The 25,145-nt window shown below is 55.3% G+C and carries 25 protein-coding genes; 17 read left to right on the top strand and 8 right to left on the bottom strand.

Features of this window, described 5'->3' with window-relative positions; translation table 11 throughout:
• Positions 1 to 91 precede the first annotated feature (91 nt).
• The 7 genes from AB4Y96_RS02840 to AB4Y96_RS02810 all read left to right on the top strand — a co-directional run bounded on the left by AB4Y96_RS02840 (position 92) and on the right by AB4Y96_RS02810 (position 6,743).
• A complete protein-coding gene (locus AB4Y96_RS02840; protein ID WP_441915521.1) occupies positions 92 to 865 on the top strand; it encodes a taurine ABC transporter ATP-binding protein in 774 nt (257 codons plus the stop codon).
• Positions 862 to 1,722 carry an ABC transporter permease subunit gene (locus AB4Y96_RS02835; RefSeq protein WP_441915519.1) on the top strand — a complete coding sequence of 287 codons (861 nt, stop codon included), beginning with the start codon at positions 862 to 864 and terminating at the stop codon, positions 1,720 to 1,722. The genes AB4Y96_RS02840 and AB4Y96_RS02835 overlap by 4 nt, the downstream gene beginning before the upstream one ends.
• 255 nt (positions 1,723 to 1,977) lie before the next feature.
• Positions 1,978 to 2,898, top strand: coding sequence for an aliphatic sulfonate ABC transporter substrate-binding protein (locus AB4Y96_RS02830; RefSeq protein WP_441915677.1), 921 nt, complete (start codon positions 1,978 to 1,980; stop codon positions 2,896 to 2,898).
• Between the two features lie 22 nt (positions 2,899 to 2,920).
• Positions 2,921 to 4,090 carry an FMNH2-dependent alkanesulfonate monooxygenase gene (gene ssuD / locus AB4Y96_RS02825; RefSeq protein ID WP_441915517.1) on the top strand — a complete coding sequence of 390 codons (1,170 nt, stop codon included), beginning with the start codon at positions 2,921 to 2,923 and terminating at the stop codon, positions 4,088 to 4,090.
• Entirely contained in the window at positions 4,087 to 4,866 is a 780-nt protein-coding gene (locus AB4Y96_RS02820; protein WP_091879601.1) for an ABC transporter permease subunit, read from the top strand. Before ssuD ends, AB4Y96_RS02820 begins: the two co-directional genes overlap by 4 nt.
• A gap of 9 nt (positions 4,867 to 4,875) precedes the next feature.
• Positions 4,876 to 5,682 (top strand): ATP-binding cassette domain-containing protein, encoded by an 807-nt coding sequence (locus AB4Y96_RS02815; RefSeq protein WP_441915515.1) that lies wholly within the window; start codon positions 4,876 to 4,878, stop codon positions 5,680 to 5,682.
• Positions 5,683 to 5,732: 50 nt separating this feature from the next.
• Positions 5,733 to 6,743: an isopenicillin N synthase family dioxygenase gene (locus AB4Y96_RS02810; RefSeq protein WP_091879605.1), complete on the top strand. Its 1,011-nt coding sequence runs from the start codon at positions 5,733 to 5,735 to the stop codon at positions 6,741 to 6,743.
• A 77-nt stretch (positions 6,744 to 6,820) separates the two neighbouring features.
• Here the strand turns inward: AB4Y96_RS02810 and fsa are convergent, their stop codons facing one another.
• On the bottom strand, positions 6,821 to 7,474 hold the full coding sequence (fsa, locus tag AB4Y96_RS02805; RefSeq protein WP_091879606.1) for a fructose-6-phosphate aldolase: 654 nt from the start codon (positions 7,472 to 7,474) through the stop codon (positions 6,821 to 6,823).
• A gap of 91 nt (positions 7,475 to 7,565) precedes the next feature.
• On the opposite strand from fsa, the gene AB4Y96_RS02800 reads away from it, so the two are divergent.
• From AB4Y96_RS02800 to lepB, 8 genes are all read left to right on the top strand, one after another.
• Positions 7,566 to 9,749: a primosomal protein N' gene (locus AB4Y96_RS02800; RefSeq protein ID WP_441915513.1), complete on the top strand. Its 2,184-nt coding sequence runs from the start codon at positions 7,566 to 7,568 to the stop codon at positions 9,747 to 9,749.
• Positions 9,750 to 9,791: 42 nt separating this feature from the next.
• Positions 9,792 to 10,181, top strand: a complete 390-nt coding sequence (locus AB4Y96_RS02795) for an AGROH133_08824 family phage infection protein (RefSeq protein ID WP_441915675.1) — start codon at positions 9,792 to 9,794, stop codon at positions 10,179 to 10,181.
• A gap of 244 nt (positions 10,182 to 10,425) precedes the next feature.
• A complete protein-coding gene (locus tag AB4Y96_RS02790; RefSeq protein WP_441915512.1) occupies positions 10,426 to 10,986 on the top strand; it encodes a F0F1 ATP synthase subunit delta in 561 nt (186 codons plus the stop codon).
• Positions 10,986 to 12,515 (top strand): F0F1 ATP synthase subunit alpha, encoded by a 1,530-nt coding sequence (gene atpA, locus AB4Y96_RS02785; RefSeq protein WP_091879611.1) that lies wholly within the window; start codon positions 10,986 to 10,988, stop codon positions 12,513 to 12,515. Before AB4Y96_RS02790 ends, atpA begins: the two co-directional genes overlap by 1 nt.
• 20 nt (positions 12,516 to 12,535) lie before the next feature.
• Positions 12,536 to 13,414: a F0F1 ATP synthase subunit gamma gene (locus AB4Y96_RS02780; protein ID WP_091879612.1), complete on the top strand. Its 879-nt coding sequence runs from the start codon at positions 12,536 to 12,538 to the stop codon at positions 13,412 to 13,414.
• Positions 13,415 to 13,432: 18 nt separating this feature from the next.
• Positions 13,433 to 15,049, top strand: coding sequence for a F0F1 ATP synthase subunit beta (gene atpD, locus AB4Y96_RS02775; protein ID WP_441915509.1), 1,617 nt, complete (start codon positions 13,433 to 13,435; stop codon positions 15,047 to 15,049).
• 91 nt (positions 15,050 to 15,140) lie between these two features.
• Entirely contained in the window at positions 15,141 to 15,548 is a 408-nt protein-coding gene (locus AB4Y96_RS02770; protein ID WP_441915508.1) for a F0F1 ATP synthase subunit epsilon, read from the top strand.
• A gap of 68 nt (positions 15,549 to 15,616) precedes the next feature.
• Positions 15,617 to 16,567, top strand: coding sequence for a signal peptidase I (gene lepB / locus AB4Y96_RS02765; protein WP_441915506.1), 951 nt, complete (start codon positions 15,617 to 15,619; stop codon positions 16,565 to 16,567).
• Positions 16,568 to 16,596: 29 nt separating this feature from the next.
• Here the strand turns inward: lepB and AB4Y96_RS02760 are convergent, their stop codons facing one another.
• The 4 genes from AB4Y96_RS02760 to AB4Y96_RS02745 all read right to left on the bottom strand — a co-directional run bounded on the left by AB4Y96_RS02760 (position 16,597) and on the right by AB4Y96_RS02745 (position 21,002).
• Positions 16,597 to 17,118 carry an RNA pyrophosphohydrolase gene (locus tag AB4Y96_RS02760; protein WP_441915505.1) on the bottom strand — a complete coding sequence of 174 codons (522 nt, stop codon included), beginning with the start codon at positions 17,116 to 17,118 and terminating at the stop codon, positions 16,597 to 16,599.
• A gap of 39 nt (positions 17,119 to 17,157) precedes the next feature.
• Positions 17,158 to 18,303, bottom strand: a complete 1,146-nt coding sequence (locus AB4Y96_RS02755; RefSeq protein WP_441915504.1) for a divergent polysaccharide deacetylase family protein — start codon at positions 18,301 to 18,303, stop codon at positions 17,158 to 17,160.
• 91 nt (positions 18,304 to 18,394) lie between these two features.
• The gene (locus tag AB4Y96_RS02750) at positions 18,395 to 19,720 is read right to left on the bottom strand and encodes a S41 family peptidase (RefSeq protein ID WP_091879618.1); all 1,326 of its coding nucleotides are present in this window, start codon (positions 19,718 to 19,720) and stop codon (positions 18,395 to 18,397) included.
• Positions 19,710 to 21,002 (bottom strand): murein hydrolase activator EnvC family protein, encoded by a 1,293-nt coding sequence (locus AB4Y96_RS02745; protein ID WP_244518249.1) that lies wholly within the window; start codon positions 21,000 to 21,002, stop codon positions 19,710 to 19,712. Before AB4Y96_RS02745 ends, AB4Y96_RS02750 begins: the two co-directional genes overlap by 11 nt.
• A 418-nt stretch (positions 21,003 to 21,420) precedes the next feature.
• Between AB4Y96_RS02745 and AB4Y96_RS02740 the strand changes: the two genes are divergently transcribed.
• The gene (locus AB4Y96_RS02740; RefSeq protein WP_091880229.1) at positions 21,421 to 22,140 is read left to right on the top strand and encodes a glycosyltransferase family 2 protein; all 720 of its coding nucleotides are present in this window, start codon (positions 21,421 to 21,423) and stop codon (positions 22,138 to 22,140) included.
• Here the strand turns inward: AB4Y96_RS02740 and AB4Y96_RS02735 are convergent.
• The 3 genes from AB4Y96_RS02735 to AB4Y96_RS02725 all read right to left on the bottom strand — a co-directional run bounded on the left by AB4Y96_RS02735 (position 22,082) and on the right by AB4Y96_RS02725 (position 24,762).
• The gene (locus AB4Y96_RS02735) at positions 22,082 to 23,527 is read right to left on the bottom strand and encodes an ArnT family glycosyltransferase (protein ID WP_441915503.1); all 1,446 of its coding nucleotides are present in this window, start codon (positions 23,525 to 23,527) and stop codon (positions 22,082 to 22,084) included. The two genes, AB4Y96_RS02740 and AB4Y96_RS02735, sit on opposite strands and share 59 nt — an antisense overlap.
• 187 nt (positions 23,528 to 23,714) lie before the next feature.
• On the bottom strand, positions 23,715 to 23,879 hold the full coding sequence (locus tag AB4Y96_RS02730) for a DUF1328 domain-containing protein (protein WP_441915502.1): 165 nt from the start codon (positions 23,877 to 23,879) through the stop codon (positions 23,715 to 23,717).
• Positions 23,880 to 23,967: 88 nt separating this feature from the next.
• Complete coding sequence (locus tag AB4Y96_RS02725; protein WP_091879624.1) at positions 23,968 to 24,762, bottom strand: response regulator; 795 nt, start codon at positions 24,760 to 24,762, stop codon at positions 23,968 to 23,970.
• Between the two features lie 169 nt (positions 24,763 to 24,931).
• On the opposite strand from AB4Y96_RS02725, the gene AB4Y96_RS02720 reads away from it, so the two are divergent.
• Positions 24,932 to 25,135, top strand: a complete 204-nt coding sequence (locus tag AB4Y96_RS02720) for a NepR family anti-sigma factor (protein ID WP_112522931.1) — start codon at positions 24,932 to 24,934, stop codon at positions 25,133 to 25,135.
• Positions 25,136 to 25,145: the final 10 nt, after the last annotated feature.

The raw sequence follows: 25,145 nt of genomic DNA, 5'->3' as shown, positions 1-25,145 counted from the left end.
GGGCGTTCGTGCGTCCTTTCCGGTTTTCGCGGAGCCCTCTCTCCCGGAAACCGGAAAGGCCACGAGCGCCGCCGTTCAACCGGTAGTAATTATGGCACATCTCGTTCTTGATCATGTTTCGGTCCATTATGATGGTCAGGCCCAACCTGCCGTTACGCAGGCAGGCATTTCCGTCAAATCAGGTGATTTCGTTGTGCTTGTTGGCCGCTCCGGTTGTGGCAAGACCACGCTGCTCAACACGGCTGCCGGGTTGATTTCGCCAACCGGCGGTACGGTGACGGTAGATGGGAAAAAAGTAACCGCGCCCGGTGCTGATCGGGCTGTGGTGTTTCAGAACGATGCCCTGTTTCCCTGGTTGAGCGTCAGAGACAATGTCAGTTTTGCTCTCAAGCTGCGTGGCATACCCAGACAAGAACGAGAGGCTGTTGCCGCGCGTCTGCTTGAACTGGTCAAGCTTGACGGCATCGGCGGAAAGGCAATTTGGGAATTGTCCGGCGGTATGCGCCAGAGGGTGGGCTTGGCGCGGGCACTGGCGGCGGAACCGGATTTTCTGCTGATGGATGAGCCGCTGGGCGCGCTCGATGCTTTGACGCGCGAACGGATGCAGACATTGCTTCTCGATATATGGACGGCCAACAATATCGGTGTTCTGATGGTCACGCATGGCATTGACGAGGCGTTGTTGCTGGCAACGCGCATCGTGGTTCTGGCGCCGGGGCCGGGCCGGGTTGTCAGGCAGATTGATGCCGGTTTCGGCCGTCGCTATGTCAGCGGTGAATCCGTCCGGTCGATCAAGGCTGATCCCGCGTTCAATCGGGCGCGAGCCGAACTTGAAGACTCAATCTTCGAAGGAGAGGCGGCATGACGCTCTCCGCAGAATCGAGCCGGGATATAGGCGATGTCGCCATTGTGAGTACAGCGAAACAACCCGAAGTGAAGACCGTAAAGTCTGCGCCGGCAAGGACAGCCCGCATTGCAAGCGCAATGACCGTTCTCGGCCTGTTGCTCATCTGGATCGTCTCTGCGCATTTCAAACTGGTTTCGCCGGTTTTTCTACCATCACCATCCGCAGTTTTGTGGAAGTTCTACAGCGTTTCAATAAACGGTTTTGTGGATGCCACGCTCTGGCAGCATTTGCTCGCAAGCCTGCTGCGGGTGTTTGCGGCACTGTTGCTTGCGCTTGTTGTGGCCGTTCCGGCGGGTATTGCGATTGGTGTCAGCGCTATCGGGCGCGGCATTTTTGATCCGATCATTGAATTCATCAGGCCCATCCCGCCGCTCGCTTATCTGCCACTTGTGATTATCTGGTTTGGTATCGGTGAACCGTCCAAGATTCTTGTGATTGCAATTGCCATGCTGGCGCCCATCGCGATTTCGACTGCGGCTGGTGTCAAAGGTGCTTCACTCGACCGGATCAATGCGGCCCGTGCGCTTGGTGCCACGCGAGCACAGGTTGTCCGCCATGTGATCTTGCCTAGCGCGCTGCCTTCCATTCTGACGGGGTTGCGTATCGCACTTGGCGCCGGATGGTCGACATTGGTTGCGGCCGAACTGGTGGCCGCCACGCGTGGTCTTGGTTTCATGATCCAGTCAGCAGCGCAGTTTCTGGTAACGGACGTCGTCATCATGGGAATCTTTGTTATCGCGATTGTCGCGTTCATTCTGGAAATCGGTATCAGACGGTTGGAACGTTTACTGGTGCCTTGGGCAGGGCGGGAATAGATAACTCCCGTCGATGGGAAGGTTTGTGTGAAACCGCCCGGCCTTTGCTTTGGCTTGCACGCCTGCAAGAAAACCAATCCGCATAGCCGTGATTATACGAAATAATATTTCTCTATAGAAATAGTCGAGTTTAATAGCATTGAGCCATTCCTGATTACGGGAAGGGCCGGTTGCTTCCATCAGCCAAGGTTCTCCCAAACCAAAGAATTGCGAGAACCCATGCTCAATCTGACGCGCAGACTATTCGGTGCCCTTATGCTTGCGGCGACAGCCATGGCGGCAACGGCTTCCTATGCCGCTGAACCGCTGCAGGAATATAAAATCGGTTTCCAGAAAACGAGCCTGCCCGTTATCGCCCAGCAGCAGAAAGTCGTCGAAAAGGCTCTGGAGCCCAAGGGCATCAAGGTCAAATGGGTTGAGTTCTCTGCCGGTCCGCCACTGGTTGAAGCACTGAATGTCGGCAGTATCAATGTAGGATGGGTTGGCGATGCGCCGCCGATCTTCGGACAATCGGCAGGTTCGGCGATTGTCTATGTCGCGGCGCTGCCATCCAACGGTAAAGGCGAGGCGATCTTCGTCAAACCCAATTCTTCCATCCAGTCGCTCGCTGATCTGAAAGGCAAAAAGATTGGCGTCGGCAAAGGAACCAGTGCGCACAATCTGCTCGTCGCAGCGCTGGAGAAGGCCAATATCGGTTACGATGAAATCACTCCAGTTTACCTAAGCCCCGCCGATGCCGCTGCTGCTTTTGCCAGTGACAAGATCGATGCATGGGCTGTGTGGGACCCGTTCTTTGCCATTGCCGAGACGCGCTATCAGCCGCGCATTCTGGCGCGGTCCAGCGATGTGCTCAACGTCAACACCTACTTTCTGGCCAATCGCGATTTTGCAGCGGCACATCCTGATGTCGTAACGACAACCATCGGCGCGTTGAAGGAAGCGGCAAGTTGGGCTGAAGGCAACAAGGACAAGGTGGCGGCAGCGCTTCACGCCGTCACGGGCGTTCCGCTTGATGCGCAGACGATTGCCGCGAACCGTACCGTGTTCGGCATATTCCCGATCACTCCAGAGATCGTCGCGCATCAACAGGAAACAGCAGACCGGTTCTTCAAGCTGAAGCTGATCCCCAACGCCATCAAGATTTCAGATGCCGTTTGGACGGCACCCGGTAACTGAACGGAATAATTGGAAACACGTCATGACGCAGCCAGCAAACACCTCGCAAGCCCCGCTCGATTTCTTCTGGTTTATTCCCACCCATGGGGATGGAACCTATCTTGGTTCGGAGACCCAGCAGCGCCCGCCGGAGTTCGCGTATTTCAAAGAAATTGCGCAGGCCGTGGATCGGCTGGGCTTTCCCGGCGTGCTGCTACCGACCGGCCAGAGTTGCGAAGATTCGTGGATCACCGCGACGGGCCTTGCCGCCCATACGGAGCGACTGAAATTTTTAGTGGCATTGCGTCCGGGCATCGTCTCGCCGGTGTTTGCTGCCCGTCAGACTGCGGCGCTCGACCGGCTCAGCAATGGCCGTCTGCTGCTCAATGTGGTCGTTGGTGGCAACCCGACGGAACTGGCTGGTGACGGCGTTTTCCTGCCGCATGACCAGCGGTATGAACAGGCTGCCGAGTTCCTGAAAATCTGGCAGGGGCTGGTCACTGGCGAGACTGTCAATTTCGAAGGCAAACACTACCGGGTTCAGGGTGGGCGGCTGGACCTGTTGCCGGTGCAGACCCCGCCGCCGCTCTACTTTGGTGGTTCGTCCGATGCCGGTCAGGATTTGGCGGCTGAACAGGTGGATATGTATTTGACCTGGGGCGAGCCTGTCGCTCAGGTCGCCGAGAAGATCGGGCGAGCCCGCAAGAAGGCGGCGCTGAAAGGTCGCAAGCTGCGGTTCGGTATCCGGCTGCATTTCATCGTTCGCGAGACCGAAGACGAGGCATGGGCTGCGGCAGACAGGCTGATCAGCCGTGTGACCGATTCCCAGATCGAGATTGCACAGCAACGTTTTCTAAAAGAGATGGATTCCGTTGGCCAGCGCCGCATGGCGGAACTGCACGGCGGCCGCCGTGACAAGCTGCTTGTCGGGCCTAACCTGTGGGCCGGTGTCGGGTTGGTGCGCGGCGGCGCTGGTACGGCTTTGGTCGGGAGCCCGGAAAGCATTGCTGCGCGTATCCGCGAATATCAGGATGTGGGTATCGATACGATCATCGGTTCCGGTTATCCGCATCTGGAAGAGGCTTACCGCGTGGCAGAGCTGCTATTCCCGAAGCTGGGATTGGGTGGCCGGAAAAGCACACTGCATCAAAACATCGCCAATGAATTTGCCGTTGGTTTCCACGGGGAAAAACGATTGCAGGCCTCCTCATGAGCAGGGCGCTGCAATCCATCGGCCGCAGCGCTATAGGCTGGCTTTTGCCAGCCCTGTTGCTGGTTGGTTGGGAAATCGCATCCCGCGCCGGTCTTATCTCGGCCAATGTCCTGCCTGCGCCCTCAGCGGTTGGCAGTGCATTCTGGAAGCTGCTTCTCTCTGGCGAACTCCTTGAGAATATCCGCATATCGACCCTGCGTGCCCTTAGCGGCTTTGTTGTTGGCGGCGCTATCGGCTTTGGCCTCGGTCTTGCCAATGGTCTTTCGGCGCTCAGCCGGGGGCTGACCGATACCACCATCCAGATGATCCGCAATATTCCGCATCTTGCGCTCATTCCACTGGTCATTTTGTGGTTTGGTATTGATGAGGAAGCAAAGCTGTTTCTGGTCGCGCTTGGTGTGTTCTTTCCGATCTATATCAACACGCTGCTCGGCATTCAGGGTGTTGATCCGCAACTGGTCGAAATGGGTCGCATATACGGCATGTCGCGCTCGCAACTGTTTGTGCGGGTTATTCTTCCGGGCGCCTTGCCCTCCATCTTTGTCGGACTGCGCTATGCGCTCGGGATCATGTGGCTGACACTGATCGTTGCGGAAACCATCTCGGCATCGTCAGGCCTTGGCTATATGGCGATGCAGGCACGGGAATTCCTGCTCATCGATGTGGTTGTCCTGTCGATCCTGATCTACGCGCTTCTCGGGAAACTCGCCGATGCATTGGCACGTTATCTTGAGCGGCTTTCCCTGCAATGGCATCCCGCCTTTCAAAACGCGTGAGGAATGACGATGACCGCAGCCACCATTACTGCCCTCCGATCTTTTGCCGATACCACGGCGCGCGTGACCGTGCCGTCACGGGAGCGCAAGCTCGCCTTTTCGTTCCGTAACGTTACCAAACAGTTCGGCGATAAGACTGTACTGCAGGGTATTGATCTCGATGTTCATGACGGTCAGTTCGTTGCCATTATCGGCAAGAGCGGTTGCGGCAAGAGCACCTTGCTGCGGCTTCTGGCAGGTCTTGATAAGCCGACATCGGGCGAACTTGTGCATGGCGCCGAAACGAAGGACCAGAAGCGCACCCGCATCATGTTTCAGGAGCCAAGGCTGCTGCCATGGGCGCGGGTCGGTGCCAATGTGGATGTCGGGCTGACCGGTATTGCCAAAGGAAGAGAGGTTCGTCAGAAGAGCCTCGATATTCTTGCAGAGGTAGGATTGGCTGATCGCAGTGAGGAATGGCCTTCTGTGCTATCAGGTGGTCAGCGTCAGCGCGTGGCGCTTGCCCGTGCTCTGGTGGGGCATCCCAGCATTCTCGCGCTGGATGAACCGCTCGGCGCGCTTGATGCGCTAACGCGGATCGAGATGCAGCAATTGCTCGAACGTATCTGGCTGAGCAAGAAGTTTACGGCAGTTCTGGTCACGCATGATGTGGCGGAAGCGGTTTCTTTGGCAGATCGTGTTGTTGTGATTGACAGTGGCCGCATTGCGCTTGATCTGGCGATCCCGGTAGAACGACCGCGCCGCCATGCATCGCCGGAACTTGCATTCTTTGAACGACAGATTTTGGATCAGCTTTACAAGCAAAAAGCGCCTTGAAGTCGAGCGGTTTGCGATAGACAATTCAGCCGCATGCGGAGACCCTGATCATGAGCGCCCTGCCCAAAACCGATAGCCTGCCTACACTTGATTTCCGCCGTTATCGCGATTCTGAGCAACGGGAAGATTTCTTTGAGGATTTGCGGCATGCCGCACGAACCTACGGCTTCTTTTATCTGAGCGGTCACGGCGTTTCCGAGCAGTTGCAACGGGACATCGTTGCTATTTCCAAGCGATTCTTTGCCTTGCCCGAGGCGGATAAGATTGCGGTTGAAATGGTCAATTCCCCGCATTTTCGCGGCTATACCCGTGCAGGTTGGGAGCGGACCAAGGGGCAAGCCGACTGGCGCGAACAGTTTGACGTGGGTGCGGAGCGCGTAATCGTCAAACAGGACGCAACAACGCCTCCATGGTCACGGTTGCAGGGTCCCAATCAATGGACTGATGCACTGCCTGATCTGAAATCCATTGTGCTGGAATGGCAGAGCGAGTTGACGCGCGTCGCCATCGAACTGCTACAGGCATTTGCCACGGCGCTAGGTCAGGATCAGGATGTGTTCAAACCCATCTATGAAAAAGCGCCGAACCAGCACCTGAAAATCATCCGTTATCCCGGTCGCGATGCCACAGGCAGCGATCAGGGCGTCGGGGCGCATAAGGATAGTGGTTTTCTAACGTTGCTCCTGCAGGATGTGCAGGGTGGTTTGCAGGTGGAGAAGGATGGCGGCTGGATTGATGCGACGCCGGTTCCCGGCACGTTCGTTATCAATATTGGTGAAATTCTTGAGCTTGCCTCAAATGGTTATCTGAAGGCGACCGTGCACCGGGTTGTCACGCCGCCATCCGGTAAGGATAGGTTGTCAGTGGCGTTCTTCTTTGGCGCGGATCTCAATGCGAATGTGCCGCTTTTGAAGCTGCCTGATGATCTTGCGCAGGAAGCGGGTGGGGCCGATGCGGACCCTGATAATCCTCTGTTCCGGGAAGTCGGGCGCAACTATCTCAAGGGGCGTCTGCGTTCGCATCCTGATGTGGCAGAGCGCCACCATTCTGATCTGTTGTAAGAGCTAATCCTCTCGCAGAAACAAAAAACCCGCCGGTTTTGAACCGACGGGCGATTTTCTAACGAAATTTCGTCGAATCAGGCGATCTTCTGACCGGTCTTCGCCCAATCGGCGAGGAAGGTTTCAAGACCCTTGTCTGTCAGCGGATGCTTGACGAGCGACTTGAGCGTTGCCGGTGGGATTGTGGCAACGTCAGCGCCGATCAGAGCAGCTTCCTTGACGTGGTTGACCGTGCGGATCGAAGCGGCAAGGATTTCGGTCTTGTAATCGTAATTGTCATAGATCGTGCGGATTTCTGCGATCAGGTCCATGCCGTTGATGCCCATGTCATCGATACGGCCAATGAATGGCGAGATGAATGTCGCGCCAGCCTTGGCAGCAAGCAGCGCCTGTGTCGCAGAGAAGCAGAGCGTCACGTTGACCATGTGGCCATCTGACGTGAGTGCCTTACAAGCCTTCAAACCGTCGAGGGTCAGGGGAACCTTGATGCAGATGTTCTTGGCGATCTTCGAAAGAACTGCTGCTTCTTTCATCATCTGTTCGTATTCGGTCGCGGCAACTTCAGCCGAAACGGGGCCATCAACAATGCTGCAAATCTCTTTGGTGACTTCCAGGATACTGCGGCCGGATTTCAGGATCAGCGACGGGTTGGTGGTTACGCCGTCAAGCAGCCCAAGATCGTTCAGTTCACGGATATCTTTCACATCGGCAGTATCAACGAAAAATTTCATTGGAGCAGTCCTCCTTAAATGGGGCTAAAGGGATGGTGTCCCGGAAAAGTGGCTTTTCTTTAACTGAAAGCCGCGCCAAGGTCACGAGGTTATGACGCAAGATTCGCCTTCCGTGCAAAAAATAGTTCCAGTGCTCGTGCCCATGCCGGCAGCGAAGCCCTATAGCTATGCCGTGCCTGATGGAATGGAAGTCCAAGCGGGCTCAATTGTTCGTGTTCCTTTGGGTCCGCGCGAGGTTGCGGGCATTGTGACCGAAGGCTCGACCGATTCGATTGATGCGAAAAAGCTCAGGCCAATTTCCGAGCTTTTCGATTGCCCGCCCGTTGATAATGACATGATGCGCTTCATGCGCTGGGCTGCCGATTATACGATTTCGCCGCCAGGTATGGTGGCGCGGATGGTTCTGCGGGTTCCCGCTGCCTTTGATCCGGAGCCACCGGTGCCGGGCTTGCGTTTTTCTGGCCAGCAGCCTGAACGGATGACCGGTGCGCGCTTACGCGTGCTTGAGTTGGCGGGTGACGGCCTTGCGTGGACACGCACTGGCCTTGCCCATGCGGCGGGGGTTTCGGCAACGGTAATTGACGGGCTTTCAGCACAGGGCGTGTTTGAAGAAGTCATGATTCCGGCGCGTCCCGTCGTTGCGCCGCCTGATCCTGATTATGCGCCCGCCGAACTCTCTAGCGATCAGTTCGATGCGGCAAAGCAATTGGTGGATGCGGTTTCGACGGGTGGTTTCTCCGTTTCCCTGCTGGATGGGGTAACGGGTTCGGGCAAGACGGAAGTCTATTTTGAAGCGGTGGCCAAGGCGATCGAGCAGGGCAAGCAGGTGCTCATCCTTCTTCCCGAAATCGCGCTGACGCAGCAGTTTCTGGAGCGCTTTCATGACCGGTTCGGTTCGAAACCGGCGGAATGGCATTCCGACCTTGCCCCAAAAACGCGTGAGCGCGTCTGGCGGCAGGTGATGGAAGGTCAGGTGCGCGTTGTTGCAGGTGCCCGCTCGGCGCTTTTCCTGCCATTTCAGGATATTGGTCTTATCGTTGTCGATGAAGAGCACGATCCCGCCTACAAGCAGGAAGACCGTGTTTTCTATAATGCGCGTGATATGGCGGTGGTTCGCGGGCATATTGGCAGTTTTCCGGTTATTCTGGCCTCGGCAACGCCGTCCGTTGAAAGCCAGGTCAATGCATTGCAAGGCCGCTACACCCGCATTCGCCTGACCGGACGTTATGCGGAAGCGGCGATGCCGGACCTCAAGGCTATCGATATGCGCCGGTCGCCGCCGCGTCCGGGCGGGTTCCTGTCTCCTGCACTTGTTGAGGCAATGAACCAGACGCTGCAACGCAAGGAACAGTCGCTGCTGTTTCTCAACCGCCGGGGTTATGCTCCGTTGACGCTATGCCGGGTATGCGGGCATCGTTTTCAATGTCCATGCTGTTCAAGCTGGCTGGTCGAGCACCGGTTTCGCGGTCAACTCGTCTGTCATCAATGCGGCCATCACGAGCCTCGGCCGGAGGCTTGCCCGTCCTGCGGAACGTTGGATCATCTGGTTGCCTGCGGACCGGGTGTCGAACGCATAGCCGAGGAGGCTGAAAAGACCTTTCCCGATGCGCGGATTATCGTCCTGTCTTCGGATTTGATGGGGGTAAAACGTCTGCGGCTGGAACTTGATGCGATTGCACGCGGCGAGGCGGATATTGTCATTGGCACGCAGCTTGTCGCCAAGGGGCACAATTTCCCCAATATGACACTGGTTGGCGTTGTCGATGCGGATCTGGGTCTCGCCAATGGTGACCCCCGCGCTGCGGAGCGCACGTTCCAGTTGCTGAGCCAAGTGACAGGCCGCGCCGGTCGTACGGGCAAAAAGAGCCTTGGGCTGTTGCAGACCTATCAGCCCGACCATCCGGTCATGCGGGCGATCATTTCCGGTGATGCGGAAGCGTTCTATACGCGGGAAATAGAAGAGCGTGAAAGATCGGGCCTGCCACCCTATGGGAGATTGGGCGCGCTTATCATTTCGGCAGGGACACGGGCAGAAGCGGAAAACCACGCGCGGGCATTGCGCCGCGCCGCGCCGCACTCACCTGAAATCAACGTGCTTGGTCCAGCCGAGGCGCCGCTGGCTCTCATCCGCGGGCGGCATCGCTTTCGGCTTTTGATTCACGGAACCCGCAAGGCCGATATCCAGAACTTCATTCGCGCGATATTGAGCGCCGGACCAAAAGAGCGTGGATCAGTGCGCGTGCAGATTGATATCGACCCGCAAAGCTTTCTATAAGCAAACAGCGGAAATGGTTAACGCGATGAGGACGGAAGAATGATGGAATTGTATTGGCCAGCCAGTCAAGGCGAGTGGATCGCCTGGAGTTCTGCCGCAGTCACCGTTGTCTTTGGTCTGATCATGTTTTTTGCGCCGCGCATCGCTTTCAGGATTTTGCGCCTGCAAACCGTGCCTGCCCATCCTGAAGCCTTGTCCGAAGCGCGCGCCACCATGGCGGGTTTCTATCTGGGGCTGGGAATTTGCGCACTTATCTTTGCACAGCCCTTCCTGTGGATCGCGCTTGGCACGTCCTGGGGCTTCACTGTTTTTGGCCGCCTGATCTCGATGATGTCCGATCGCGGCAATACGCTTTACAACTGGATTTCCGTCCTGATTGAACTGGCACTGGCGGCAGGCCCATTGGCATTCGCCTTCGGCTTTATCGCCTAGTTCTTGCTGCTAATAGTTGAGTGGCAAATTCATAAAACCACTGCTGCGGCAATTCTGACGCCAGTTTTCGCGGATTCGCGTGTTGCGACTCCTGCTTCTCTATGCTAGACGGCATTCAAATCTCGTCGGGGGACAGTTTCAAGGTTGTTTCCGCGGCGATAAAAAATCAATAATGCCAAAGATTTGACCGAAAATTCCTTTTGGTTTCCCGATTTTTGGCTTCAACGCAGAGAGCTTGTCGTTCGTGGCAGAAACTTCGTCGCTCATATCCGGTGTTGCCCAGCGTTATGCGGGCTCGCTGTTCGACCTCGCGCTGGAAGCAAAATCAGTCGCTGAAGTAGAAAAGAATCTGGGTCAATTCGAGGCGCTCGTCAATGGCAGCGCTGACCTGAAGCGCCTGATCGAGAGCCCGGTTTTTTCGGCGGAAGATCAGGAAAAGGCGATTTCAGCCGTCCTGGCCAAAGCCAAGATCGGTGGCCTCGTTGCCAATTTCCTGCGTATCGTGGCCCAGAACCGCCGTCTGTTCGCGGTGCCTTCCATGATCCAGGCCTTCCGCAATATCGCTGCGGAAAATCGCGGCGAGGTTTCGGCAGATGTTACTTCTGCGCACGCTTTGACTGCCGCGCAGCAAACAGAATTGAAGGCCACGCTGAAAAGCGTCGCCGGCAAGGACGTGACAATCAATGTCACCGTTGATCCGTCGATCCTTGGAGGTCTCATCGTCAAGTTGGGGTCCCGCCAGATCGACACTTCACTTCGCACAAAACTTTCTTCGCTTAAGCTTGTACTGAAAGAGGTCGGCTGATGGACATCCGCGCCGCGGAAATTTCCGCAATCCTGAAAGAGCAAATCAAGAATTTCGGCAAGGAGGCAGAAGTCTCCGAAGTCGGTCAGGTTCTATCCGTCGGTGACGGTATTGCTCGTGTATATGGTCTGGACAATGTTCAGGCTGGTGAAATGGTCGAGTTCCCGGACGGTACCCGTGGCATGGCCCTGAACCTTGAAAGCGACAACGTTGGTGTTGTTATTTTCGGTTCGGACCGTGACATCAAGGAAGGTGACATCGTCAAGCGCACAGGCGCTATCGTTGACGTTCCGGTCGGCAAGGAATTGCTCGGCCGCGTTGTTGACGCGCTCGGCAATCCAATCGACGGCAAGGGTCCGATCAAGGCAAAGCAGCGCTCGCGCGTTGACGTCAAGGCGCCCGGCATCATCCCCCGCAAGTCGGTGCATGAGCCAATGTCGACAGGCCTCAAGGCTATCGATGCGCTGATCCCGGTTGGTCGTGGCCAGCGCGAGCTTGTCATCGGTGACCGTCAGACCGGTAAGACCGCGATCATTCTCGACACGTTCCTCAATCAGAAGCCGGCTCACGATGCTGGCAATGAGAGCGAGCGTCTTTACTGCGTTTACGTTGCTATCGGCCAGAAGCGTTCGACAGTTGCGCAGTTCGTCAAGATCCTCGAAGAGCGCGGTGCGCTTGAATATTCCATCGTTGTTGCTGCGACGGCTTCCGATCCTGCGCCTATGCAGTATCTGGCTCCTTTCGCCGGTTGCGCCATGGGCGAATATTTCCGCGACAACGGCATGCATGCGCTGATCGGTTATGACGATCTGTCCAAGCAGGCTGTTGCTTACCGTCAGATGTCGCTGCTGCTGCGTCGTCCTCCGGGCCGTGAAGCTTATCCCGGCGACGTTTTCTATCTGCATTCCCGTCTGCTTGAGCGCTCTGCCAAGCTCAATGATGAGAATGGTGCTGGTTCCCTGACCGCTCTGCCGGTTATCGAAACCCAGGCGAACGACGTTTCGGCTTACATCCCGACCAATGTGATTTCGATCACTGACGGTCAGATCTTCCTTGAAACCAACCTGTTCTATCAGGGTATCCGTCCGGCTGTTAACGTCGGTCTGTCGGTTTCCCGCGTTGGTTCTGCCGCGCAGATCAAGGCGATGAAGCAGGTTGCCGGTTCGATCAAGGGTGAGCTGTCGCAGTACCGCGAAATGGCAGCCTTTGCGCAGTTCGGTTCCGATCTCGATGCCTCCACCCAGCGCCTGCTTAACCGCGGTGCACGCCTCACTGAACTTCTGAAGCAGCCGCAGTTCTCGCCGCTGAAAACCGAAGAACAGGTTGCGGTCATTTTCGCTGGTGTGAACGGTTATCTCGACAAGCTGGCTGTCAATCAGGTCAGCAAGTTTGAGCAGGGCCTACTCACATGGCTGCGTACCGAGAGCAAGGATGTTCTGGATGCGATTGCCAAAGAAAAGCAGCTGAGCGACGATATCAAGGGCAAGCTTAAAGCTGCCGTTGATGCCTTTGCCAAGTCTTTCGCTTAAACCACTGACGGGATGAACGGATGCCTTCGTTAAAGGATCTGAGAAACCGGATCGCCTCGGTAAAGGCGACGCAGAAAATCACCAAGGCGATGCAAATGGTCGCCGCGGCGAAGCTGCGTCGTGCGCAGGAAGCTGCGGAAGCCGCGCGTCCCTATTCACAGCGCATGGCCGCAGTTCTGGCCAACATCGCCGCCAATGTCGATGGTGACGATGCGCCTATTCTGATGAGCGGAACCGGTAAGGACGACGTGCATTTGCTCGTCGTCTGCACGTCGGAGCGTGGTCTTTGCGGCGGTTTCAACTCGCAGATCGTTCGTCTGGCACGTGAACATGCGCGCCGCCTTCTTGCCGATGGCAAGACGATCAAGATCATCACTGTTGGCAAGAAGGGCGCGGACATTCTGCGCCGCGATCTTAGCAAGCAGATAATTGAGCATGTTGATCTGCGCGAAGTAAAGCAGGTTGGTTTTGTTAACGCCGATCAGATCGGCCACAAGATCATCGCCCTTTACAATGAAGGTGCATTCGACGTCGCCACTTTGTTCTATTCAGAATTCAAGTCGGTGATTTCGCAGATTCCAACTGCACAGCAGCTGATCCCGGCCAGCGCCATTGGCGATGCTGAACCGGAAACAGCAGGCGATGCGGTTTATGAATATGAGCCAGATCCGGCCGCCATTCTCGGCGATCTGATCCCGCGCAATATTTCCGTCCAGGTTTTCCGCGCTCTCCTTGAAAACGCGGCATCGGAACAGGGTGCGCGCATGTCCGCCATGGACAACGCAACCCGCAATGCCGGTGACATGATCAACAAGTTGACAATGTCGTACAACCGTCAGCGTCAGGCTCAGATCACCAAAGAACTGATTGAAATCATTTCGGGCGCGGAAGCGCTCTAATCGCGAAGGTAAGGATCGATGGCAAAAGCAGCGACCCCGAAAACACCCGCAGCCGCCAAGGCAGCTGCACCCAAGGTAGCGGCTGCAAAAGCAGTTGCACCTAAGGCAGCGGCCGCAAAAGCTGCTGCTCCGAAGGCTGAAGCAAAGGTTGCCGCTCCCGCAGCAGCAACGACCGCCAAGGCATCGGCAACACCAAAGACTGCAGTGAAGACGACTGGTGTCGCCGGGCATATCAGCCAGGTCATCGGCGCCGTTGTCGACGTGCACTTTGAAGGCGGCAATCTGCCTAAAATTCTGAACGCGCTCGAAACCGATAACCTCGGCAATCGTCTGGTTCTCGAAGTTGCGCAGCACCTGGGTGAAAACACTGTTCGCACCATCGCCATGGACTCGACCGAAGGTCTGGTTCGCGGCGCGGCTGTCTACGACACTGGTTCGGCGATCATGGTTCCGGTTGGTCCGGAAACACTCGGCCGTATCATGAACGTCATCGGCGAGCCGGTTGACGAAGCTGGTCCGATCAATGCGAAGCTGACCCGCGCTATCCACCAGCCAGCCCCTGAATATGTCGAGCAGTCGACAGAAGCCCAGATCCTGGTAACAGGCATCAAGGTTATCGATCTGCTCGCGCCTTATGCTCGCGGTGGTAAGATCGGCCTCTTCGGCGGTGCCGGCGTTGGCAAGACAGTTCTGATCATGGAATTGATCAACAACGTTGCCAAGGCGCATGGTGGTTACTCGGTATTTGCCGGTGTGGGCGAACGTACCCGTGAAGGCAACGATCTTTACCACGAAATGATCGAGTCTGGCGTGAACAAGGCTGGCGGCGGCGAAGGCTCCAAGGCGGCACTGGTTTACGGCCAGATGAACGAGCCACCAGGGGCGCGTGCCCGTGTTGCTCTGTCAGGTCTGACAGTTGCGGAGCATTTCCGTGATGAAGGTCAGGACGTTCTGTTCTTCGTGGACAATATTTTCCGCTTCACGCAGGCAGGCTCCGAATTGTCCGCTCTGCTTGGACGTATTCCGTCCGCTGTGGGTTATCAGCCAACGCTGGCAACCGACATGGGCCAGATGCAGGAACGCATCACCACGACGCATAAGGGTTCGATCACATCCGTGCAGGCCATTTACGTGCCTGCTGACGATTTGACCGATCCGGCGCCTGCAACATCCTTCGCGCATCTTGATGCGACGACGAACCTCAACCGTGCGATCTCTGAAAAGGGTATTTATCCGGCTGTGGACCCGCTCGATTCGACATCGCGCATGCTCGATCCGCTGATCGTTGGCGAAGAACATTACGGGATTGCCCGTCAGGTGCAGTCGATCCTGCAGCGCTACAAGTCCCTGCAGGACATCATTGCCATTCTCGGCATGGACGAACTGTCGGAAGAAGACAAGATCACGGTCGCTCGCGCCCGTAAGATCGAACGCTTCCTGTCGCAGCCGTTCTTCGTTGCTGAAATCTTCACCGGTTCGCCGGGCAAGCTGGTTGATCTGGCTGACACCATCAAGGGCTTCAAGGGCCTTTGCAACGGTGACTATGATCACCTGCCGGAAGCAGCATTCTACATGGTCGGCTCTATTGATGAGGCGATCGAAAAGGCACAGCGTCTGGCAGCGGAAGCTGCCTGATCTGAAACATAATGGCGGGCTTCGGCCCGCCCTTTCTTGTCAAGGCCATCCCTTCTATCAGGTCAATGACCGCAGGAATTGAGTGAATATCATGGCAGAAGCCTTCCATTTTGAACTTGTGTCACCCGAACGTCTGCTCCTCTCGGAACAAGTCACCGAAGTTGTGGTTCCGGGTACGGAAGGCTATATGACAGTGATGGCGCATCATGCGCCGCTGATGGCGACAGTGAAGCCGGGCGTTGTTACGGTGAAACTGGCTGACGGCAAGCCCGACAGCTATGTCGTGTTCGGTGGTTTTGTTGATGTGACGCCCGATGGCTGCACGCTTCTCGCTGAGTCGGCGGTACACGTCACTGATATAAAGGCTGATGAGCTTCAGAACCGTATCAAAGACGCCCGCGAAGACTTCGAAGATGCGACCACACGCGAACAGCGCGCCAAGGCAGAAGACCTTCTCGGTCAACTGACGACACTGCAGGAAGCCATCAAGGCTGCTTGATTGATCGTAGGCAATCGTCAATGATTGAAAGCGGGCCTTTGGTCCGCTTTTTGTTGTGAGGGTCCTCTATGTCGTTGTTGAAGCCACGCGGTCCAGTTTCTACTTTCCTCATATCAATCTTGGGTGATCCGGTCGCTGGTTTGTTGTGGATCGGTCGAGGCCGGTTGGCTGTCCTCGCCGCGATCATACTATATGGCGCTGTAATTGCTGTTTGCTATGTGGGTATCCCGCCGTTTTCTCTCAAAGGACTGCCTAGTCCGATTTTCCTGAATATTATAGTGAAAGCGGCGCTCGCAGTCGGCGTTTGTATTCTTGCAACCAAGTCCATCCCAAAATGGTATTCAAGAGGCTACAGCCTGACACCGGTGTATATTGCTTGTTCCTTGATTTTGGCGCTTGTGGTTCGCAGTTTCATTTTGCAGCCGTTCAGTATGCCGAGCAGCAGCATGGCGCCTGCATTGGTTGTCGGCGATCATTTCTTTGCGTCAAAATCAGCGTATGGGTACAGCCGATACAGCGCTCCGTTGGAATTATTACCGATAGAGAGAAGCGCTCTCTCAAAAACTCCAGAGCGTGGTGATATCGTAGTATTCCGCATGGACGGGGTTGATTATGTTAAGCGTGTTATCGGTTTACCGGGCGAAACGGTTCAGATGATTGACGGTGTTCTCAACATCAATGCAAAGTCGGTTAAACTCGAGAAAATTGGTACCTATCCTTACGGCGAAGGCGGAGCTAAGCGGCCGGTTCCTCTGGAGCGGGAGACCTTGCCGAATGGGATATCCTACACGATCCTGAACATGATGGATGGAAGTGTAGGGGACAATACAAAGGTCTATGATGTTCCTGCAGGACATTACTTCGTGATGGGTGACAACAGGGACAATTCAGCCGACAGTCGTTTTGGACTTGGACCGGTTCCACTTGAGAATATCTTCGCTAAAGCGATGCGGATTTTCTGGAATTCGGAAGGGATTAGTTATTCGGAACGGCAGTCACTCGTTCCAGTGAAAGAATAAGTAATTTCGAGCGACGAAAAATCTGGCTTTCACGCCAAATGCTGGAAAGCAGCCACCACCTGCTCGTAAACCCGGCGCTTGAACGGCACGATGAGATCAGGCAATTGTGCCATTGGCTTCCATGCCCATTCATCAAATTCAGCTGTGTGGCCGCCGGGCGGGGGATTGATCGCGATCTCGCTTTCATCGCCGGTAAATGCGTAGGCGAACCATTTCTGTGTCTGGCCGCGATATTTGCCTTTCAGCGCGATTCCAACAAGTTCTGGCGGCAGATCATAATTGATCCAGTCTGGTGCTTCAGCGAGCAGGGAAACGGTTTTCATGCCGGTTTCCTCGTAGAGTTCGCGGCGCGCAGCAATCTGGGCATCCTCGCCCTTGTCGATGCCGCCCTGTGGCATCTGCCAAAGCTGGGTTGCACCTTCCATCTCGTCATTGGGTATAACAATGCGATGTCCCGCCCAGACGAGCCTGTCTGCATTAAGGACCATAATGCCAACGCAAGGTCGGTAGGGGAGCGTCTCGGGGTCGACAGGCCCATGTTTCTTGCTCATGAGATTACTCCACTGCGCGTGAGATGGTGATGATGGTGCCTAGCCCTTTTCAGGGTCCCGGACAAGGGCGGAAACCGGCACAATCTCGATCCCTCGGGTTTTGGCTTCATTGGCCCAGGCGGCAACAGCGTCTACCGTAACGTCAAAGGCTGAGCCTGTCCCGATGGCTGTACCTTTGGCGCGGGCTATGCGCTCCAGCTCGTCCAGTTTCTTGAGAATATTGCCCCGATCCTGCGAACCGTCGATCAGCACGTCGGCTGCCGCAAAAGGTGTTCCCTGCTGTGATGCTATTGTATCGGCTTGACTGCGGGCTGAACTGCCGTCATCCAGATAAAGCAGACCGCGCTTCGCCACGTCCTGCATGACGGAGGTCATCGCCTTGGTGTCGGCGGTAAAGCGGGCGCCCATATAGTTCACAATGCCGGTATAATTGGTAATACGGCCCATGGTCTTGTGCAAATTATCCAGCGTCTTGGCCGCAGGCGCATCGACTGTCAATGTGTTGCGACCGGGATTGACGCGCGGATAGTCAAATGGCTCCAGCGGAACCTGCATCAGCAGTTCGTGGCCATTCTGGCGTGCCGTTTGCATCCAGCGGGTGAGGCTGTTGCCTTCGGGGGCAAAGGCCAGCGTCACTTCTGCGGGCAGCACGCCGATAGCGCGCTGTGTGCCTGTTTGAGACATGCCAAGCCCGCCTATGACAATGGCCACGCGTGCACCGCGCGCGCCAGACCAGGACCGGGCATAGATATCAAGCGGCCTTCGACCATCGGGCGCGGTAATCGGCAAAAGGCCTTGGGCTGTTTCCTCAAGCAGATCGCGATCAGGAATATGCGCGGTCAATGGATTCTGCGATTGTCTCGCCGGATCGCCAACTACAATTATTTTCGGGCCGCCGGGACTTGTTGGCACATTTTCCGATCGTGTGCTTGCTGCCGGTGGCTTGGTCGCTGCGGATGCGATCTTCGGTTGTGGCGGCGTTGCCTCAACGATCTCAGGCTTTTTCGGCTCCGGGGGTGGATTGCGAAAACCATGATTGCTTGTCAGTGAAATCAGCAATGCAACCGCACCTATGCCCAGCACGGCAGCCGAAGGCATCAGCCAGCGAGTGCCAGCCTTGCGATCAGATTTCTCTTTAGGCCGTTTGCTGTTTTGTCCCAGCGGCCTGTTGATGTCGGAATTCACGCGCTTTGGCCGATGACGGAGGGAGAAGGAGGGGAAATATCACTGTTTAAAAAATGGGGACCAGACAAAGTGCCCGGTCCCCGTTCTCATATTAGTTTGGCACACCCTTTGTCGGGTCTGCCGGGAATGCTGCGTTGGCCTGTTCACCGCGCAGAAGCTTCAGGGCTTCAATCAACTGCAGATCATCCTTTGGATCCGGCGGAACATAGGCAATGGAGCCCGAACCTTCAGCGTCTTCCTGAACGCCTTTGATGTGGCCTTTCAGGCTGGATTCGCTCATCGTCTCGGCACGGCCCTTGAGCTCATCGGGCAATGGCTGATCGACAGCGATATCCGGGACAATACCCTTGCCCTGAATAGACTTGCCGGCAGGCGTATAATAAAGCGCTGTCGTCAGGCGCAGTGCGCCATTCTCACCCAGCGGGATAATCGTCTGCACGGAACCCTTGCCGAAGGAACGTGTACCAAGCACCGTTGCACGGCGATGGTCCTGCAGCGCACCGGCAACAATTTCAGACGCGCTGGCTGAACCGCCATTGATCATAACGATCAGCGGCTTGCCATTGGTCAAATCGCCGGGGCGGGCGTCAAAACGGGTGATGTCCTGCGGATCGCGGCCACGGGTCGATACAACTTCACCCTTGTCCAGGAAGGCGTCGGATACGGCGACCGCCTGATCCAGAAGGCCGCCCGGATTGAGGCGCAGGTCGAGTACAAAGCCCTTGAGCTTGTCCTCTGGCACCTTGCTCTGAATATCCTTGATTGCCTTCTGCAGGTCTTCAAAGGTCTGTTCGGTGAAGGAGATGACGCGGACATAACCAACATCGTTCTCGACGCGATATTTGACGGCCTTTACCTTCACGACGTCCCGAACGATCGTCAGTTTGATCGGCTTGTCTGCGCCCTGACGGATAAGTGTCAGTTCAATAGGCGTGTTGACCTCGCCGCGCATCTTGTCGACGGCATCGGTCAGGTTCAGTCCACGAACATCGGTACCATCAATCTGGGAAATATAATCGCCAGCCAGAACACCTGCCTTGGATGCGGGTGTGTCTTCGATGGGGGAAATGACTTTCACAAGTTCATTTTCCATCGTGACTTCAATACCAAGACCGCCAAATTCGCCCTTGGTCTGAACGCGCATGTCCTGCGCCTGTTCAGCGTTCATGTAGGATGAATGGGGGTCGAGCGACGTCAGCATGCCATTGATGGCGCTTTCAATCAGCTTCTTGTCATCCGGCGGGGTGACGTACTGATTGCGTACGCGCTCAAAGATGTCACCGAAGATCGACAGTTGCTTGTATGTGTCGTTGCCCGCAGCTTCTGCAGCGGTTGTGGGCAGCGAACCCTGCACAACGACCATTGCCGTGGCACCCAACAGGGCTCCGGCCATGAGAAGCGTTAACCTACGTATCATTTGTGGTCCTTCCAGCGAGCCTATCCGCCCACCAGGGAGCGGGATTAACAGGTTTTGTATCTTTTCGGAACTCAATGTAAAGCATTGGCGCTCCATTTCCCATCTGAACGGTGCCGGTACTGGCGACAAGTTGCTCGTTCATCACACCAACAGGCTCTCCCGCCAAAACGAATTGATTCTGCGAGACATTGATTCTCTTCATACCCGCCAACACGACATGATAGCCATTGCCGGCATCAAGGATCAAGAGTTGACCATAGGAGCGGAATGCGCCGGCATAAAGGACGACGGCATCCGTAGGCGCCGTAATGGTTGCTCCGGCGGATGTTTCCAGCGTGTCGCCCTGCAAAATTCCGCCCAAGCCGTCATCATCGCCAAAATGCCTGATAAGCTTGCCTGCGCCCGGCATGGAAAGATGGCCCTTGAGTGAAGCAAAATTCACCTTGGCGGAAAGGCGCTCCTGATTGGAAGCAAAATTATCGGCACGCTCCTTGCTCGCAGCAAGTTTCTGCTCTTCCTTCTGGTTGGCGGCACTCGCAGCTTTGCGCGCCTCTTCCATGTCCTGTTCCATTGAGGCGATGAGATCGCGCAGCGACGTCGCCTTCCTTGCCAATTCTTCCGCCCGTTGTTGTTCCGCCTTACGGGTCTCTTCGGAGGTTGTCTGCAGCTTCTGCTTTTCGGCAAGCAGTAAATCCAGCCGTTTCTTTTCTTCGGCCTGTCCTGACATGGCGGCGGTCAACCGGGTCTGTTCATCTGAAATCGATGTCTTGATCCGGGTCAATTCCTTAAGGTCTGCAATCAGCACTTCGGTCTGTTCGCGCATTTCAGGAACGACAGCGCCAAGCAGGACAGCACTTCTGACGGAAGCAAGTGCATCATCAGGGCGCACGAGAATAGCCGGCGGGGGATTGAGGCCCATGCGCTGCAGGGCGGCAAGCACTTCGGCGAGGGCACCACGGCGCTCTCTCAAGGACAATTTTATACCGTCTTCCTGCTCCCGCAGATCGGTCAGCTTGTCGCCAATTCCGGCAATATCTTCCGTGAGTTTCTTTTCGGTCTTGGCCGACTGGATGAGCGCGGCCGTTATGGTTGTTTGATCTTTTTTCAGATCAGCTATTTCCTTATCGAGCGAGGCGACACGTTCGGAAGACAGACTGATCTGCCCGGTGACTTCATCCAATTGCTTGACGGTTTCGGCACGTTTTGGATCGACTTGTTCCTGAGCCCTTGCAGGGAAAACGCAGGCAAACATCAAAAGAAGGAGACCGGCACACGCGCCCATAGTCTTCCCTGAACCGATTGTTGCTTTTGAAACCAGAAAACGCATATGCGGACCGAAATGAATTATGATTAGAGCCCGACAATAGGAAGACTTCGATTAATGAACTATTAACCATAAACCATCCACGCCGGATATTAGCGTGATGCTATCACTTTAGCATCGAATGGGATGGCGGAATTGCGGCGTGAACTTCACTCTTGCGTGAAACTCAGCCAGTTTAGCCGACATCGATGCATTGGCTTCCTCCATCCTGTGAACATTTGTTTTGCTTTCTCATTTTGAATGCTATGGGAACGGTTACAAAAGATATTTAATCTCCTGACGCATTGCGGTGATGCAATGATTTTCATACCGGACCGGGCATAACCCGAATCTGATCGAAATGCGGCAGGCTCATCATGGCTTCTGGATTTTTGAAATGACCGACCTGACAGTCGTAATCCCTGTCTACAATGAATCGGGAAACATCGGTGCACTTGTCACTGAAATCAATCAGGCCCTTTCAGGTGTCGCAGCCTATGAAATACTGATCGTTGACGATGGGTCCACCGATGGCTCAGCCGAGGAAGCTTTGAATGCCGGTCATCACGTCAGGGTTTTGCGGCATACGAAGCGGACGGGTAAATCCAGAGCGCTGGTGAGCGGATTTCAGGCAGCAAAAGGAAAATGGGTTGCCACGCTCGATGGCGATGGACAGAACAATCCGTCGGACCTTGCGCAACTTTGGTCACGCATTGAAAAATCCCAACCCGTGCTTTTTGCCGGTGTCAGGAAGCGGCGCAATGATGGCGTGGTGAAATTGCTGACATCGAAATCTGCAAATTTCATACGCAAGCGCCTGCTCCGGGATAATTGCCGGGATGCGGGGTGTGGTTTCAAGGTTTTGCCAGCACATATTGCGAAGGGATTGCCCTACTTCGACAATATGCATCGCTTCCTCCCGGCACTCTCGATTCGGGCGGGATTGCCTGTGATTGAGGTCGACGTGGAAGATCGCCCGCGTCTGGCCGGAGTGTCGAAATATGGCTTCTTCGATCGCGCTGCCGTTGCTTTTCTCGATACGGTCGGTGTCTTCTGGCTTATCCGTCGCTATTCTGATCCGGGAGTGGTGAATGAGATGAATAGCGCTGAAAGCTGAAGGTTCTCGTTCGACCGCTGAAGTTCTTCAACGGGCCGATAACCCTTGTGATCGGGCCAACCGCAACAGCATCTACCGGTAATCGCTCAAGCGTATCCTTGTTTGGTGCATCGCCGCCGCGCCAGATGAGAACGATATCGTCCGCACTGCCCTTCGCTGGCGGCCAGTTTAACTGGACTGCTACATTGGCGGCGTCATCCTGTCTGTCGCCCGCAATGCGTGCAGGGGCCGAATTTTGCGCGCGAATAGCCCCTGCAACGGCATCAAACGGTGTGGACAGGCGTTCGGCACCAAACAGCATGACAATGGCAAAGGCTATTGGTGCAAGAATGTAAAATCCTGCAGATATGACCAGCAGATTTCGCGCGCCGTATTTTTGCGGGAAATAAAGTGCCAGCAGGATAGCAGTTGGTGCCAGAATGGGTGCCATGTAGCGCTCTGCCACCGAATGATAATCGGCGAAAAGGACAATCAGACCAAAAGCCGTCAAACCGATGACAACAGTGCGGAAGAGCACTTTTCTCATATCGGCATCCCCGTCGGGCGCGGGCTTTGGATCGTCCTTGCGTCGGCCAATCAAAAAGATCAGGAGAGCCGGGCCAGACCAGAGAAATGCCGAAATAACAAGGCTGAGAACACCGTCTATCCCAAACCATGGGAGATCGAATGGCTGTAGCATCGGGATCGGATGGTTGAGTTTGACCATACGTCCAGCTGTTGCAGCCAATGGAGCGTTAACGGATGCAATGACGATGGGACTCAAAGCGGCCACAAAAATGGCGAGGGAAATCCATGCTGGTTTGCGAAAGATTTGACGGCGAATGGTGGGGTTTAGCGCACAGGCGATCAAAAAACTGAACAGGAATATGAAGAAGTTATATTTTGCTAGCCCGCCCACCGCAGCCCAAACGCCAAGCCAGATATAAGCGGTGTAACCTCGTCCCGAGCGGATCAACGTCAGGGCATGAATGATGCCGATGGACGCGACAATTACCAAAAGTGTGTGTGCCGTTGTCTGGATCGACATCCACACGATTTGAGGCAGCAAAGCCGAGGCTGCCAGGGCCAATACTCCTGCGCGATCCCCACCCAGACGGCGTGCCGTGTCGAATGAAAGCCAGTGGTAAAGACCAAGCAGGCAAAGCCGAACAGTGACGGTTGCGACGACCCAGTTCCAGCCGGTCAGGTCGAGCGCCAGCCGGACAAGCCAGTTGTAAAGCGGTGGGTGTGAGTTGCCGTAGATCCAGGAAAAATCAACTGAGCCTACAAATTGCGCTTCATCAATATCGAGAAACGGCGATAGTGCCAGCCTCAACGCGATGACACCTACCGTGTAGCACAGTATGGCAATGGGTATTCGCCGGGCGAAATATGTCCAGTTGATCATTGGGCCGTCCAGTTTCAACGCTGCACTTAAAGAGATGCAACCTGACCGTTATTGTCATTTTATRACTCCCCACTACAACCAAGTGGGGCGACCCGCAATGCTACAAACGTCAGACTAAATTGATACCTGCCGGAAATGCAAAAACCGCCGGTTGTAACCGGCGGTTTTAAGGAAGTTCCCGTTTTGACTAGGCTTTGCGAAGGAGCCCCGCAACCAGCGAAATCACCAGCAGCGCCAAGAATACAAAGAAGATAATCTTTGCAATACCGACAGAAGCGCCAGCAATTCCGCCAAAGCCCAATACACCTGCCACAAGGGCAATAATCAGAAAAACCACTGCATAATAAAGCATTTTTATCTCCCTATCTTGTTGCTTTCAGAACGCTTCCAAAGAGACTTTGTTCCGATGCGGATAGTTTGATGGAATGCTTTGAGCAGTCTTATGCCTTTGCCTTGCTGCTTTCCTTGAAGAACAATGCCTGTGTAATCAGTGCCTTGACCATGTCAGGATTAAAAGGCTTGGTGACAAGGAAGGTTGGCTCCGGCCGTTCGCCAGTCAGCAGACGTTCCGGAAAAGCGGTGATGAAGATGACAGGAACAGCATCCTGGCTAAGGATATTGTTCACTGCATCGATACCCGAACTACCGTCAGCCAACTGGATGTCTGCAAGGATCATGCTGGGGTGGGTCTGGGCATATAGCTTGATCGCCTCATCCCGGGTACGGGCAATCCCGACGACCCTGTGGCCCAGGCTTTCAACCATGTGTTCGATATCCATGGCGATTAACGGCTCATCCTCAATGATCATGATGTCGGTGGCAATCTGCTTGGAGATGCCGACGGAGGCTTCATCGAGCAGGCCATAGAGTTCCCGCTCATCAATATCGAGGATATCTAGTGTTTCGGCCTGACTGAATCCTTCAAGGCTGATGAGAAGGAAAGCCTGTCGCGCCCGTGGTGCAATGGCCGTCAGATTCGCTGCGGCATGCTTTTCCCAGCCGAATTCCGATTGCAATTCGAGAGGCCGCACATTGACGGAGTTGAAATGCTTGATCAGCAGCTTGTAGAGACTGACGCGATCAGATGACGTTTCAGGGAAAAGGGAGACATCGCTGATGAGAATTTCAAGTGTGGCCGCCACATAGGCATCACCGGAGGACTGCGAACCGGTAATGGCACGAGCGAAACGACGAAGGTAGGGCAGATGAGGAGCGATCCGAGTGGACAATGACATTATGATGATTTCCCTGTTCCCCTTGGGGATATTGAAGAAGAATACGAACCAAAACACATTCGCGAAAAAAAAGTTCCCCGGTGACGGAACTTTTCCTCATCTAAGGTATTATCGACATTAATGTGCCTGCCAAAAGCTTTTGCGACGAACGACCAGCAAAGATAGTAGAATGAACGCAAACAAAAGTCTCTCCGACGGCCCTGACAAGGGACGCGTCCGCCGCCGCGACGTCAGAAACGCGGAATCAGAAATCGGTTTAAAGCTTCGTGCACTTTATGCCTCTGTTCAGGAGGAGGAAATCCCTGTGCGATTTCTGGACCTTTTGGAAAAGCTCGACGAAGCTGAACGCAACCATGCTCAGTCGTCAAAATAGTAGGCGGTCG

This window comes from Phyllobacterium sp. TAF24, from assembly GCF_052113785.1.
GTDB lineage: Bacteria > Pseudomonadota > Alphaproteobacteria > Rhizobiales > Rhizobiaceae > Phyllobacterium.
Note: the sequence above shows the minus strand (reverse complement) of the source record. Positions and strands in the feature narration are given on the sequence as shown.